The sequence below is a fragment of the Streptomyces sp. 142MFCol3.1 genome (assembly GCF_000424945.1).
Lineage (GTDB): Bacteria > Actinomycetota > Actinomycetes > Streptomycetales > Streptomycetaceae > Streptomyces > Streptomyces siamensis.
On the sequence record NZ_AUKV01000020.1, the window covers coordinates 22,723 to 36,699 of the forward strand.

The following is a 13,977-nucleotide window of genomic DNA, read 5'->3' on the forward strand; positions in this document are numbered from 1 at the left end:
TAGAATCATGGGATGATTGGTTGTCCAATCGGTCTGCGTTAATCTCCGAAACCTCCGGCCCCGCGCGACCGAACGCACCGGGCCCGTACGAAGGACCGACATGCCGCTGAGCCACCCACGCCGTTCGGCCCTGTCCGAGCAGGTCATCGCCGAGCTGCGGACGCAGATCACCTCGGGCGAGTGGCCGGTCGGCTCACGCATCCCCACCGAGCCGGAGCTCGTCGAGCAGCTGGGCGTCGCCCGCAACACCGTCCGCGAAGCCGTCCGCGCCCTCGCCCACAACGGCCTGCTCGACATCCGTCAGGGCTCGGGCACCTATGTCGTGGCGACGAGCGAGCTGGCCGGAGTGATGCACCGCCGCTTCGCGGACGCGGACCCGCGGCACATCGCCGAACTGCGCTCCACGCTGGAGTCGAGCGCGGCGAAGCTGGCGGCCGAGCGGCGCACCGAGCGCGATCTCAAGCAGTTGGACACCCTGCTGCTGCGCCGTGAGGAGGCGTGGGAGTCGGGCGACACGGAGGCGTTCGTGACGGCGGACGCGACCTTCCACCTGGCGGTGGTGGCCGCGTCCCACAACGACGTCATGAGGGCGATGTACGCGGACCTGGGCGAGGTGCTCCGGGACTGGCTGCGCGAGGACGTCGGCGAGGAGCTGACGCCGGAGACATACATGGACCACACGCGGCTCGTCGACGCGATCCGCACGGGCGACGCGGAGGCGGCGGCCACGGAGGCCGCGGGTTATCCGTTCCTGTGCCGTCCCGGGAGACTCAGCCCGGCTGCTTCTGGTGACTGACCCAGACGGAGCGGATCTCCTTCCAGCACCGGCCGGTGAGCTTCACCGTGGCCGCGGCACCGGCGTCGGCGGGGGCGCTGTCGGTGTCGATGTCCCACCAGCGGTCGCACTCGACGTGCAGACGGACGCGGTCCGTGTCCACATAGGGGTTGTGGCAGTACGCGACGGCGTGCGAGCCGTCGATGGTGGTGCGGCACTCGGCGCCGAACGGTTCGGGATCGGCGGGCCGGCCGTCGTCGGCCGAGAGGTTCTGGGCGTCGTCGTGTCCCACGCGCGCGTGGGGTATCGCGTCGTACGGCACGGCCATCACGAGAGCGACAGCCGCGAACACCGGGGCAAAGCGGCGGGACAGGCGCACAAGGGGACCTCCTCGGCCGTACGGCTGCGGGGCGGTGCTACTCCAATCGTGCGTGCCCGGCCACCCCGGGCGCCCGGTCTGTTGGGCCGAACGGGGGACGCCCCGCCCCCCGCGGCTGCGGGGAACGGGGCGTCGGGTGCGGGCGTCCGCGGGAGCGCACCGGGAGGCTTCACCGGCGTCCCGTCGCGACGCGTCGCGAGGTGTCAGGCGCCGATCGCGTGCAGACCGCCGTCGACGTGGATGATCTCGCCCGTGGTCTTCGGGAACCAGTCGCTCAGCAGCGCGACGACACCGCGGCCGGCCGGCTCCGGGTCCTTGAGGTCCCACTCCAGGGGCGCGCGGGTGTCCCACACGGCGGCGAGCTCGCTGAAGCCCGGGATGGACTTGGCGGCCATGGAGCCGATCGGGCCCGCCGAGATGAGGTTGGAGCGCACGTTCTGCTTGCCCAGGTCCCGGGCGAGGTAGCGGTTGGTGGCCTCCAGGGCGGCCTTGGCCGGGCCCATCCAGTCGTACTGCGGCCACGCGTACTGGGCGTCGAAGGTGAGGCCGACGACCGCTCCGCCGTTCTGCATCAGCGGCAGGCAGGCCATGGTCAGCGACTTCAGGGAGAACGCCGAGACGTGCATGGCGGTGGCGACCGACTCGAACGGCGTGTTGAGGAAGTTGCCGCCGAGTGCGTCCTGCGGGGCGAAGCCGATGGAGTGAACGACGCCGTCGAGGCCGCCGAGCTCCTCGCCGACGACGTCGGCGAGACGGGCGAGGTGCTCCTCGTTGGTGACGTCGAGCTCGATGACCTTGGTGGGCTTGGGGAGCTTCCTGGCGATGCGCTCGGTGAGCGTGGGCCGCGGGAACGCGGTCAGGATGATCTCGGCACCCTGCTCCTGGGCCAGCTTGGCGGTGTGGAAGGCGATGGAGGACTCCATCAGCACACCGGTGATCAGGACGCGCTTGCCCTCGAGAATTCCGCTCATGGTGATCAGTGACCCATTCCCAGTCCGCCGTCAACGGGGATGACGGCTCCAGTGATGTACGAGGCGTCGTCCGAGGCGAGGAACCGCACCGTCGCGGCGACCTCCTCGGGCTGCGCGTAGCGGCCCAGCGGCACCTGCGACACGATGCCCGCGCGCTGGTCGTCGGTGAGCGCCTGGGTCATGTCGGTGTCGACGAAACCGGGCGCGACGACGTTGAAGGTGATGTTGCGCGAGCCGAGCTCCCGGGCAAGGGAGCGCGCGAAGCCGACCAGGGCGGCCTTGGAGGCGGCGTAGTTGGCCTGCCCCGCCGAACCGAGCAGTCCGACGACCGACGAGATCAGGACCACGCGGCCCTTCTTGGCGCGCAGCATGCCGCGGTTGGCGCGCTTGACGACGCGGAAGGCGCCGGTGAGGTTCGTGTCGATGACCGAGGTGAAGTCCTCCTCGGACATACGCATCAGGAGCTGGTCCTTGGTGACGCCGGCGTTGGCGACGAGGACCTCGACCGGGCCGTGCTCGGCCTCGATCTCCTTGTAGGCCTGCTCCACCTGCTCGGTGTCGGTGATGTCGCACTTGACGGCCAGGAAGCCGGACGGCGGCTCACCGGAACGGTATGTGATCGCGACCTTGTCGCCGGCGTCGGCGAACGCGCGGGCGATGGCGAGGCCGATGCCCCGGTTGCCTCCGGTGACGAGAACCGAGCGGCTCAACGGATCACCCTTTCGATAGCGGACTGGAACCCCTGCAAGACAGGCGCCTTCCTCGGAAACCTATCGGTCCGGCAGGCCGCTCGGAGAATCGGGCACCGACAGTGGCGCCGGGGAGTCGCTGTCGGGTCCCTACAGAAATCCCTGCTCGGCGGGGGCCGGGACCCGGCCGAGCCGCAGAATCCCGCGGCCCGCCGGACGTACCGGCCCGAAACCTGCGCCTGCTGGGGGAAAGGCATGGCCGCCGGGCCCGCCCGCGCGACATGATCGGATCCGACAGGCCACGACAGCAGGGAGACCTCGGTGCCTCATTCCATCGACGAAGCCTTCACGGCGCTACCGCTGCGCGCCCTGGCCGACGCCGCGCTCGCGCGGGCGCGGGCCCTGGGCGCCGAGCACGCGGACTTCCGCTTCGAGCGGGTGCGCAGCGCGTCCTGGCGGCTGCGGGACGCCAAGCCCGCCGGGTCGTCGGACACCACGGACCTCGGGTACGCGGTGCGGGTGGTGCACGGCGGGACCTGGGGCTTCGCGTCAGGTGTGGACCTGACGATGGACGCCGCCGCGAAGGTCGCCTCGCAGGCCGTGGCGATGGCGAAGCTGTCCGCCCAGGTGATCAAGGCCGCCGGGTCCGAGGAGGTCGTGGAGCTGGCGGACGAGCCCGTGCACGCCGAGAAGACGTGGGTCTCCTCGTACGACATCGATCCCTTCTCCGTGCCCGACGAGGAGAAGGCCGGGCTGCTGGCGGACTGGAGCGCGCGGCTGCTGGCGGCCGACGGCGTCAACCACGTCGACGCCTCGCTGCTGACCGTGCACGAGAACAAGTTCTACGCCGACACCGCCGGGACCGTGACCACGCAGCAGCGGGTCCGGCTGCACCCGCAGCTCACGGCCGTCGCCGTCGACGAGTCCAGCGGCGAGTTCGACTCGATGCGGACCCTCGCGCCACCGGTCGGGCGCGGCTGGGAGTACCTGACGGGCACCGGCTGGGACTGGGAGTCGGAGCTCGGGCAGATCCCGGAGCTGCTCGCGGAGAAGATGCGGGCGCCGAGCGTCGAGGCCGGCGTGTACGACCTCGTGGTCGATCCGTCCAACCTGTGGCTGACGATCCACGAGTCCATCGGGCACGCCACCGAGCTGGACCGCGCGCTGGGCTACGAGGCGGCGTACGCCGGCACCTCCTTCGCCACCTTCGACCAGCTGGGCAAGCTGCGGTACGGCTCCGAGCTGATGAACGTCACCGGCGACCGCACCGCCGAGCACGGACTCGCGACCGTCGGATACGACGACGAGGGTGTCGCGGGGCAGTCCTGGGACCTGGTCAAGGACGGCACGCTCGTCGGCTACCAGCTGGACCGGCGCATCGCGCGGCTGACCGGCTTCGAGCGGTCCAACGGCTGCGCGTATGCCGACTCCCCCGGGCACGTGCCCGTGCAGCGCATGGCCAACGTGTCGCTTCAGCCTGACCCGGCCGGGATGTCCACCGAGGATCTGATCGGGAGCGTGGACCGCGGCATCTACGTGGTCGGCGACCGGTCCTGGTCGATCGACATGCAGCGCTACAACTTCCAGTTCACCGGCCAGCGCTTCTTCAAGATCGAGAACGGCCGGCTCACCGGCCAGCTGCGGGATGTCGCGTACCAGGCCACGACCACCGACTTCTGGGGTTCGATGGCCGCGGTGGGCGGCCCGCAGACGTACGTCCTGGGCGGTGCCTTCAACTGCGGCAAGGCCCAGCCGGGCCAGGTCGCCGCGGTCTCGCACGGCTGCCCGACGGCCCTCTTCAAGGGCGTGAACATCCTCAACACCACGCAGGAGGCCGGTCGATGACCGCTCGTACGAACAAGCCGCACGAGGTCGTCGAGCGCGCCCTCGAACTGTCCCGCGCCGACGGCTGCGTGGTGATCGCCGACGAGCAGTCCACGGCGAACCTGCGCTGGGCGGGCAACGCGCTCACCACGAACGGCGTCACCCGCGGGCGCACGCTGACCGTCATCGCGACCGTCGACGGCCGTGAGGGCACCGCGTCCGGCGTCGTGTCGCGCTCGGCCGTGACCGCCGACGAGCTGGAGCCGCTGGTGCGGGCCGCCGAGGCCGCCGCGCGCGGTGCCGGTCCCGCCGAGGACGCACAGCCGCTCGTGACGGGGGTACCGGAGTCCCCTGACTTCACGGACGCGCCCGCCGAGACGTCGTCCGCCGTCTTCGCCGACTTCGCGCCGGCGCTCGGCGAGTCCTTCGCCCGCGCCCGGCACGGCGGCCGCGAGCTGTACGGCTTCGCCAACCACGAGCTGGTCTCCAGCTACCTCGGCACGTCGGCCGGGCTGCGGCTGCGGCACGACCAGCCCAACGGCACGCTGGAGCTCAACGCCAAGTCGCCGGACCGTACGCGGTCGGCGTGGGCGGGGCGCTCGACGCGGGACTTCAAGGACGTGGACCCGGCGGCGCTGGACGCCGAGCTCGCGGTGCGGCTCGGCTGGGCGGAGCGGCGCGTCGAGCTGCCCGCGGGGCGCTACGAGACGCTGCTGCCGCCGACCGCCGTCGCCGACCTGCTGATCTATCAGATGTGGTCGGCCGCGGCCCGGGACGCGGCCGAGGGCCGCACCGTGTTCAGCAAGCCCGGGGGCGGCACCCGCGTCGGCGAGAAGCTCACCGAGCTGCCGCTGACGCTGCGCAGCGACCCGAACGAGCCGGGACTGGAGTCCGCCCCGTTCGTCCTCGCGCACTCCTCGGGGGACGACGCCTCCGTGTTCGACAACGGACTGCCGCTGGCCGCGACGGACTGGGTGCGCGAGGGCACGCTGCACCGTCTGTCCACCACCCGGCACAGCGCGGACCTGACCGGGCTCCCGGTGGCGCCGTCGATCGGGAACCTCGTCCTGGACGGGGGCGAGGACCGCTCGCTGGAGGAGATGGTCGCCGCCACCGAGCGTGGTCTGCTGCTGACCTGCCTGTGGTACATCCGCGAGGTCGACCCGGCGACGCTGCTGCTGACCGGGCTGACCCGGGACGGCGTCTACCTCGTGGAGAGGGGCCAGGTCGTCGGCGAGGTGAACAATTTCCGGTTCAACGAGTCGCCGGTGGACCTGCTGGGGCGGGCCACGGAGGCGGGGCGCACGGAAAAGACATTGCCGCGTGAATGGAGCGATTGGTTCACTCGTGCTGCGATGCCGGCGCTGCGGGTGCCGGACTTCAACATGAGCTCGGTCAGCCAGGGCGTGTGACCCGCCTAGACTGGCCGGTGCCCAACCTTCGCTTTCAAGGAGACACAAGACCGTGACGGACATCGTCGACGAACTGAAGTGGCGCGGGCTGATCGCCCTCTCCACGGACGAGGACGCATTGCGCAAGGCGTTCGCGGACGGTCCCGTCACGTTCTATTGCGGCTTCGACCCGACCGCGCCCAGCCTGCACCTCGGCAACCTCGTGCAGATCCTGACCATGCGCCGCATCCAGCAGGCGGGCAACCGTCCGCTGGGCCTGGTCGGTGGTGCCACCGGTCTGATCGGTGACCCGAAGCCGAACTCCGAGCGCACGCTGAACGCGCCCGAGGTCGTCGCCCAGTGGGTGGAGCGGCTGCGCGCCCAGATCCAGCCGCTGCTGGACTTCGAGGGGCCCAACGCGGCGGTCATGGTCAACAACCTGGACTGGACCCAGGGCCTGTCGGCCATCGAGTTCCTGCGTGACGTGGGCAAGCACTTCCGCGTCAACAAGATGATCACCAAGGAGGCCGTCGCCCGGCGCCTGGAGTCCCAGGAGGGCATCAGCTACACCGAGTTCAGCTACCAGATCCTGCAGGGCATGGACTTCCTGGAGCTGTACCGCAGATACGGCTGCACGCTGCAGACCGGCGGCAGCGACCAGTGGGGCAACCTCACGTCGGGCACCGACCTGATCCACCGGGTCGAGACGGACGCCGTGGTGCACGCGCTGGGCACTCCGCTGATCACCAAGGCGGACGGCACCAAGTTCGGCAAGACGGAGTCGGGCACGGTCTGGCTCGACCCCGAGATGACCACGCCGTACGCGTTCTACCAGTTCTGGCTGAACGCGGACGACCGCGACGTCTCCAAGTTCCTGCGCATCTTCAGCTTCCGGTCCCGTGAGGAGATCGAGGAGCTGGAGAAGCAGACCGTGGAGCGTCCGCAGGCCCGTGCCGCGCAGCGTGCGCTGGCCGAGGAGCTGACGACACTGGTGCACGGCGCCGACCAGACGGCCGCGGTGACCGCCGCGTCCAAGGCCCTCTTCGGCCAGGGCGAGCTGGCGGAGCTCGACGAGAAGACCCTGGCCGCGTCCCTCTCCGAGCTGCCGCACATCCAGGTCGCCGGGTTCGGTCCCGTCGTGGACCTCTTCGCGGAGGTCGGCCTGGTGGCGAGCAAGTCTGCCGCGCGCCGGACGGTCAAGGAGGGCGGCGCGTACGTGAACAACGTGAAGGTCGTCGGCGAGGACGCGGTCCCCGCCGAGGAGGACCTGCTGCACGGGCGCTGGCTCGTGCTGCGCCGGGGCAAGAAGAACCTGGCGGCCGTCGAGGTCACGGGCGGCTGAGCCGGAGCACGCACGAAGGGGGCGGTCCCGTCGGGGCCGCCCCCTTCGTGCGTGCGTACGCGCCGCACTCAGGCGCGCTGCTTCCGCTTGTTGCCCCACACCGCCATGTAGGCCATGTCGCCGAGGAAGACGATGATGATCGCCGCCACGAGCTGGAAGGCGTGCCGGCTCCAGTCGATGCCGCGGGTCTCGGCGACGCCCAGCCCCTGGGCGATCGCGTTGCCGGCGATGGCGCCGAGCATGCCGAAGATGGTGGTCAGCCAGAGGGGGCTGTGCTGCTTGCCCGGGAGGATCGCCTTGGCGAGCAGACCCAGCACGAACCCGACGATGATGGCCCACAACCAGCCCATGCCTGCCTCCTAGTGCGGCTCCATATGAGCAGTACGCCCAGTCTCGGCCTGTCCGCCATACGGCGCATGTCGGGCGGCGCCGTACGCGCTCCGGCGCATCCGGTCCACCCCGTCGGGTCTCCGCCCCGGTCTCGAAGGCGGCGCAGTCGCGGCGTAACGTGGAGCTGTTCGGACCTGCTTCCCCGACGGGGTCCGGGCCGGGTACGGACCGGGGAGCGTCCGACACAAGCGGGTGGTGGAACGTGATGCGGAAGCAGAGCAATGTCCAGGTCTTCCGGATCACCGGAGCCAGGCAGGGACTGGACGAGGACGTACGCGGACGGCAGCGCCGCTACGTCATCTCGATGTCCGTGCGCACGGTCTCCGTGATCCTTGCGGCCACCCTGTGGAACGTGGAGCGGCACGTCGCGATCGTCGCGCTGGTGCTCGGCCTGGTGCTCCCCTACATCGCGGTGGTCATCGCCAACGCGGGGCGCGAGAACGCGCCGTCGCTCCCCTCGACGTTCGTCGCCGCCCCCACCCGTCCGATGATCGCGCCGCCGCGTGAGGACGACCCTTCGGAAGGCGTTCCGGAGGACGTCACGGCCGATCCCGGCAGGAGTCCGCGGGCCGAGCGACAGGACATGAACTGACCTCGGCCCGGCCACCGGGACTCCTTCCGAAACGGAACGCCGTCGCGCATCAAGCTCAAGAAAAGCTCAGATCAATCATGTTGTTCCGGTGCCGGGCGACGGGTTACCCGTGACATACTTCGTACGCGCTCCGCATCCCCCGTCGGAGCGACGGACCGACGCCGGGCAGCTCCCCCCGTGGCTGCTCGGCGTCGCCTTTTGGGGGCCGTCTAGGGTTGAGGCGTGAACCTCCCGCTGCCCGATCCGTCATCCGCTCCCGCCACCGCGCAGTGCTCCGCCAAGGGCTGTCGTGCCGACGCCGTGTGGGTGCTCGCCTGGAACAACCCGAAGCTGCACACACCGGAGCGGCGCAAGACGTGGCTCGCGTGCGAGGAGCATCGCGAGCACCTGTCGCAGTTCCTCGGTGTGCGCGGGTTCCTCAAGGACGTCGTGAAACTGGCGGACTGGGAAGCGCCCGAGGGGGCCTAGGGGTCGGACGACTCGTCGCGCGGGCGGCGCCCGGGACTAGCCGCCGATCGCGGACATCGGTCGGTCGGGCTGGAGGAACGACGGGTCGTCCAGGCCCGAGCCCGCCTTCTTGCCCCACATCGCGAGCCGCCAGATGCGGGCGATCTCGTCGTCGGGGGCGTCCGAGCGCAGCGCGGCCCTCAGGTCGGTCTCCTCGGTGGCGAACAGGCAGGTGCGGATCTGGCCGTCGGCCGTGAGCCGGGTGCGGTCGCAGGCGGCGCAGAACGGGCGGGTGACCGAGGCGATCACACCGACGCGGTGCGGTCCGCCGTCGACGAGCCAGCGCTCGGCGGGGGCGGAGCCCCGCTCGCCGGAACCCTCCGGGGTGAGCTCGAACCGGGTGCGCAGTGAGGCGAGGATGTCACCGGCGGTGACCATGCCCTCGCGCTTCCAGCCGTGCTGGGCGTCCAGGGGCATCTGCTCGATGAACCGGAGTTCGTAGTCGTGCTCCACCGCCCAGGCGAGCAGGTCGGGTGCCTCGTCGTCGTTCAGTCCGGGCATGAGGACCGAATTGACCTTGACCGGGGTCAGGCCGGCGTCCCGGGCGGCTTCGAGGCCTTCGAGGACGTCCTTGTGGCGGTCACGGCGCGTGAGGGTCTTGAAGACGTCGGGGCGCAGGGTGTCCAGCGAGACGTTCACCCGGTCCAGGCCCGCCGCCTTGAGGGCCGTCGCGGTGCGCTTCAGACCGATGCCGTTGGTCGTCAGGGACATCTGGGGGCGGGGATCGAGCGCGGCGACCTGCTCCACGATGCCGGCCAGACCGGGGCGCAGCAGGGGCTCGCCGCCGGTGAAGCGGACCTCGGTGATGCCGAGGTCGGTGACCGCGACGCGTATCAGCCGGACGATCTCGTCGTCCGTGAGCAGGTCCGGCTTGGACAGCCACTGCAGGCCCTCCTCGGGCATGCAGTACGTGCACCTCAGATTGCAGCGGTCCGTCAGCGAGACACGCAGGTCGGTGGCCACCCGGCCGTAGGTGTCGATGAGCACGTGGGCCCCCTCCCGCTAAGCGGATCACTTTGCCTGACACTGCGAGCCTACGTGACGGGACCGACATCGACAGCGGCCCGATCCCACGAGGTGCGACGCGGCCGCGTCGTAGGGATCTACGACGCGGCCGCGAGCGGTGCGGTCCCGGTGGTTGGGGCGGCGCGTGCTCAGTGCGCCCCGGTTCCGGTGAGCGAGCGGACCTCCAGTTCCGCGTACTTCCCGGCGTCCGGCTCCTCCTTCGACAGGATCGTGCCGAGCCAGCCCAGCAGGAAGCCGACCGGGATGGAGATGAGCCCCGGGTTCTCCAGCGCGAACCAGTGGAAGTCGACGTCCGGGAACATCGAGGTGGGCTTGCCGGACACGACCGGCGAGAACAGCACCAGGCCGACCGCGGTGACCAGACCGCCGTAGATCGACCAGAGGGCGCCCTGTGTGGTGAACCTCTTCCAGAACAGGCTGTAGAGGATCGTCGGCAGGTTGGCGGAGGCTGCGACGGCGAAGGCCAGGGCGACCAGGCCGGCGACGTTCAGGTCGCGGGCGAGGGCGCCCAGCAGGATGGACACGGCGCCGATGCCCACCGTCGCGTACCGGGCGGCCTTCATCTCCTGCTTCTCCGACGCCTGACCCTTCTTGATGACGTTCGCGTAGATGTCGTGCGCGAACGACGAGGACGATGCCAGCGTCAGCCCCGCGACGACGGCGAGGATCGTGGCGAAGGCGACGGCCGAGATGGAGGCGAGGAGGATCGCACCCCAGTTGGAGTCGACGCCTCCCAGATGCAGCGCGAGCAGCGGGGCCGCCGTGTTGCCCGCCTTGTTGGAGGCGATGATCTCGTCCGGTTTGATCAGCGCGGCGGCGCCGAAGCCGAGGGCGAGGGTCATCAGGTAGAAGGCGCCGATGAGGCCGATCGCCCAGTTCACGGACTTCCGCGCGGTCTTGGCCGTGGGCACGGTGTAGAAGCGGATCAGGATGTGCGGCAGGCCCGCGGTGCCGAGGACCAGCGCCATGCCCAGCGAGATGAAGTCCAGCTTGGTGGTGGAGGTCGCGCCGTACTTGAGCCCGGGCTCCAGGAAGGGCGCTCCCTTGCCGCTGTTGTCGGCGGCCTTGCCGAGCAGGTCGGAGATGTTGAAGTTGAACTTCAGCATGACCAGGAAGGTGAGGAGGAGGGCCCCGACGATGAGCAGCACCGCCTTGACCATCTGCACCCAGGTGGTGCCCTTCATGCCGCCGATGGTGACGTACACGATCATCAGGACGCCGACGAGGGCGACGATGCCGATCTTGCCGCCGTCGCTGGTGATGCCGAGGAGCAGGGACACGAGGACGCCCGCGCCCGCCATCTGGGCCAGCAGATAGAAGATCGAGACGACGATCGTGGAGGTGCCCGCGGCGGTGCGTACCGGGCGCTGGCGCATGCGGTAGGCGAGGACGTCGCCCATCGTGTACCGGCCGGAGTTGCGCAGCGGCTCCGCGACCAGGAGCAGGGCCACCAGCCATGCCACCAGGAAGCCGATGGAGTAGAGGAAGCCGTCGTAGCCGAAGAGGGCGATCGCGCCCGCGATGCCGAGGAAGGACGCGGCGGACATGTAGTCACCGGAGACCGCGAGACCGTTCTGGAAGCCGGTGAACTGCCGGCCGCCCGCGTAGAAGTCGGAGGCGTCCTTGGTCTGGCGGCCGGCCCAGACGGTGATGACGAGGGTCGCGGCGACGAACACCGCGAACAAGGTGATGATCAGCGGCCGGTGCTCGCTGGCCTCGCCTGCGGCCAGGGTGATCGCGGGGCTCATGCGCCGCCCTCCATCCGGGACTTGATCGCCTCGGCCTTGGGGTCGAGTTTGGCGGCGGCGTGCCGCGAGTACCACCAGGCGATGAGGAACGTGGTGAGGAACTGACCGAGGCCGAGCACCAGGGCGACGTTGATGTTGCCGAACAGCTTGGTGCCCATGAAGTCGCCCGCGTAGTTCGACAGCAGGACGTACAGCAGGTACCAGACGATGAAGCCGACGGTCAGCGGGAAGGCGAAGGAGCGGTAGGAGCTGCGCAGTTCACCGAATTCGGCGCTCTCCTGCACCTGGACGAACTCCTCGGTGGAGGGGAGGGGTGTTCCGGCTTTCGAGGGTGGCGGTGCGTCGGTGGCCACGTTGTCTCCTCGCGTTGCGGGTGCTGTTGCGACGGTGGACGGGGGCGAGCCGGGGCTCGCGGACGGGGACGGCTCGCTTACGGACATGCAGTTCTGACCTCACAGTGATATGAATCACATGACGGAGCATGATCATAAAGCTCCTGTAAGTGATCCTTCAGGGGGCTCGATCGTCCTCGGGCTCCCTGCTCAAGGTCACGGCGCCACGCGTGGACCGGTTCAACTCCCCCGACTTCTTTCGGAAGTCATCGCCGGAAGTCGTTGCTGCCCAGCTCGGACCGGGGATAGCTTTCGCCCTGCACCACTCCGTCATGTACCTGCCCGGGCACCACCTGTGTTCGGGCAGCTTCGTTTTCCGGATGATGTGGAGATCCCATGGCTCATCTGCGATCCAGACGCCGCCTCGGCCTCGCCGTACCGGTCGTGCTGTCGCTCACCGCCTCGCTCGGCTTCCTGCCGGGTGCCGCCTCCGCCGCCCCCCTCGGCGCTCCCGCCGCGACCACCGCGGACGGACCCGACCTGTCGTACGTGGTCAACACCCGGACGGACCACCGCACGATCGCGTCGGTGACGAAGGCGATCAAGGCGGCCGGCGGCAATGTCGTCATCGCGTACGAGCAGATCGGTGTGATCGTCGTCCACTCCGCCAACCCGGACTTCGGGAAGCAGATCCGGACAGTGCGCGGAGTGCAGTCCGCGGGTGCGACGCGCACCTCGCCGCTGACGCCCGCGGGGACGACGGACGAGGGTTCCGCCCAGGTGCTGTCGGCAGCCGAGGCCGCCAAGGTCTCGCGCGCCGCCACGGCGGACGAGGAGCCCCTCGAGGCCGACCAGTGGGATCTGCGGGCGATAGGCGCCGACAAGGCGGCGAAGATCGACCCGGGCAGCAAGAAGGTGACGGTCGCCGTGATCGACGTCGGCGTCGACGACACCCACCCGGACATCGCACCGAACTTCTCGCCCTCGCAGTCCGCGAACTGTGTGGGCGGCAAGCCGGACACCACGTACGGTTCCTGGCGTCCGGTCGACGCCGACCACTACCACGGCACGCATGTCGCGGGCGAGATCGCGGCGGCCCGCAACGGCGTCGGCGTCGCGGGTGTCGCGCCCGGCGTGAAGGTCTCGGGCATCACGGTGGCCCAGCCGGACTCCACGCAGCTCTTCTACCCCGAAAGCGTCGTCTGCGCCTTCGTGTTCGCCGCCGACCACGGCGTCGAGATCACCAACAACAGCTACTACGTGGACCCGTGGCTCTACAACTGCCTCGACGACCCCGACCAGCGGGCCATCGTCGACGCGGTGAACCGGGCCCAGGCGTACGCCCAGAAAAAGGGCACGCTGAACGTCGCCGCGGCCGGCAACTCCAACGACGACCTCGACTCCGACGCCCTCACCGACGCGTCCAGCCCCGACGACTCGACACCGGTCACCCGCACCGTCGACCCGCACAAGTGCTTCGACGTGCCCACCCAGCTTCCGGGTGTCGTCACGGTCAGCTCGACGGGCGTCAAGGGCGCCAAGTCGTACTTCTCCAGCTACGGTGACGGCGTCATCGACGTGTCCGCGCCCGGCGGTGACCGGTACCAGATCCCGGACACGCCGTCGAAGAACGGCCGCATCCTCTCCACCCTGCCCAACAACCAGTACGGCTACCTCCAGGGCACCTCGATGGCGACGCCGCACGTCGCCGGTGTGGCCGCGCTGCTGAAGTCCAAGTACCCCTGGGCCGGTCCGACACAGCTCCAGGCGCTGCTCAAGGCGCAGGCGGACAACCCGGGTTGTCCGACCGACCCGTACGACGGGAACGGCGACGGCGTCGTCGACGCCACCTGCTCGGGCGGCAAGCGTGTGAACGGCTTCTACGGCTGGGGCGTCGTCAACGCGCTGCGCGCGGTCAAGTAGCCGTCACCGCACCGCCGGTCGCGCCGTGAATGCGGAACGACCATGACGATTCGGGCCGGGCGGTGCGACCGCCCGGCCCGAATCGTCC

Annotated in this window: 14 protein-coding genes; 7 read left to right on the forward strand and 7 right to left on the reverse strand. The window is 70.0% G+C overall.

The window, feature by feature from the left end; all coding sequences use genetic code 11:
- Positions 1–100 precede the first annotated feature (100 nt).
- Positions 101–796 carry a FadR/GntR family transcriptional regulator gene (locus H305_RS0127590; RefSeq protein ID WP_028803286.1) on the forward strand — a complete coding sequence of 232 codons (696 nt, stop codon included), beginning with the start codon at positions 101–103 and terminating at the stop codon, positions 794–796.
- Here the strand turns inward: H305_RS0127590 and H305_RS0127595 are convergent.
- The 3 genes from H305_RS0127595 to fabG form a co-directional block, all read right to left on the reverse strand.
- Positions 771–1,154: a hypothetical protein gene (locus H305_RS0127595; RefSeq protein WP_028803287.1), complete on the reverse strand. Its 384-nt coding sequence runs from the start codon at positions 1,152–1,154 to the stop codon at positions 771–773. The genes H305_RS0127590 and H305_RS0127595 overlap by 26 nt on opposite strands.
- A 203-nt stretch (positions 1,155–1,357) precedes the next feature.
- Entirely contained in the window at positions 1,358–2,125 is a 768-nt protein-coding gene (gene fabI / locus H305_RS0127600) for an enoyl-ACP reductase FabI (RefSeq protein WP_028803288.1), read from the reverse strand.
- Between the two features lie 5 nt (positions 2,126–2,130).
- Positions 2,131–2,835 (reverse strand): 3-oxoacyl-[acyl-carrier-protein] reductase, encoded by a 705-nt coding sequence (gene fabG / locus H305_RS0127605; RefSeq protein ID WP_028803289.1) that lies wholly within the window; start codon positions 2,833–2,835, stop codon positions 2,131–2,133.
- Between the two features lie 300 nt (positions 2,836–3,135).
- Between fabG and H305_RS0127610 the strand changes: the two genes are divergently transcribed.
- Genes H305_RS0127610 through tyrS form a run of 3 tightly spaced genes read left to right on the forward strand, consistent with a single transcriptional unit; the run spans position 3,136 to position 7,371 of the window.
- Entirely contained in the window at positions 3,136–4,659 is a 1,524-nt protein-coding gene (locus tag H305_RS0127610) for a TldD/PmbA family protein (RefSeq protein ID WP_028803290.1), read from the forward strand.
- Positions 4,656–6,050, forward strand: a complete 1,395-nt coding sequence (locus H305_RS0127615) for a metallopeptidase TldD-related protein (RefSeq protein ID WP_028803291.1) — start codon at positions 4,656–4,658, stop codon at positions 6,048–6,050. The genes H305_RS0127610 and H305_RS0127615 overlap by 4 nt, the downstream gene beginning before the upstream one ends.
- 52 nt (positions 6,051–6,102) lie before the next feature.
- Positions 6,103–7,371 (forward strand): tyrosine--tRNA ligase, encoded by a 1,269-nt coding sequence (gene tyrS, locus H305_RS0127620; protein ID WP_028803292.1) that lies wholly within the window; start codon positions 6,103–6,105, stop codon positions 7,369–7,371.
- Between the two features lie 68 nt (positions 7,372–7,439).
- Here tyrS and H305_RS0127625 read toward each other — a convergent pair whose 3' ends face one another.
- Positions 7,440–7,721, reverse strand: coding sequence for a GlsB/YeaQ/YmgE family stress response membrane protein (locus tag H305_RS0127625; protein ID WP_028803293.1), 282 nt, complete (start codon positions 7,719–7,721; stop codon positions 7,440–7,442).
- A 245-nt stretch (positions 7,722–7,966) separates the two neighbouring features.
- On the opposite strand from H305_RS0127625, the gene H305_RS0127630 reads away from it, so the two are divergent.
- A complete protein-coding gene (locus H305_RS0127630) occupies positions 7,967–8,353 on the forward strand; it encodes a DUF3099 domain-containing protein (RefSeq protein ID WP_037765540.1) in 387 nt (128 codons plus the stop codon).
- Between the two features lie 222 nt (positions 8,354–8,575).
- On the forward strand, positions 8,576–8,821 hold the full coding sequence (locus tag H305_RS0127635; protein ID WP_028803295.1) for a hypothetical protein: 246 nt from the start codon (positions 8,576–8,578) through the stop codon (positions 8,819–8,821).
- A 36-nt stretch (positions 8,822–8,857) separates the two neighbouring features.
- Here H305_RS0127635 and moaA read toward each other — a convergent pair whose 3' ends face one another.
- From moaA to H305_RS0127650, 3 genes are all read right to left on the reverse strand, one after another.
- Positions 8,858–9,847: a GTP 3',8-cyclase MoaA gene (moaA, locus tag H305_RS0127640; RefSeq protein WP_028803296.1), complete on the reverse strand. Its 990-nt coding sequence runs from the start codon at positions 9,845–9,847 to the stop codon at positions 8,858–8,860.
- Positions 9,848–10,014: 167 nt separating this feature from the next.
- Positions 10,015–11,634: a cation acetate symporter gene (locus H305_RS0127645; protein ID WP_028803297.1), complete on the reverse strand. Its 1,620-nt coding sequence runs from the start codon at positions 11,632–11,634 to the stop codon at positions 10,015–10,017.
- Positions 11,631–11,987, reverse strand: a complete 357-nt coding sequence (locus H305_RS0127650) for a DUF485 domain-containing protein (RefSeq protein ID WP_028803298.1) — start codon at positions 11,985–11,987, stop codon at positions 11,631–11,633. The genes H305_RS0127645 and H305_RS0127650 overlap by 4 nt, the downstream gene beginning before the upstream one ends.
- 375 nt (positions 11,988–12,362) lie before the next feature.
- On the opposite strand from H305_RS0127650, the gene H305_RS0127660 reads away from it, so the two are divergent.
- Positions 12,363–13,889 (forward strand): S8 family serine peptidase, encoded by a 1,527-nt coding sequence (locus tag H305_RS0127660; protein WP_028803299.1) that lies wholly within the window; start codon positions 12,363–12,365, stop codon positions 13,887–13,889.
- Positions 13,890–13,977: the final 88 nt, after the last annotated feature.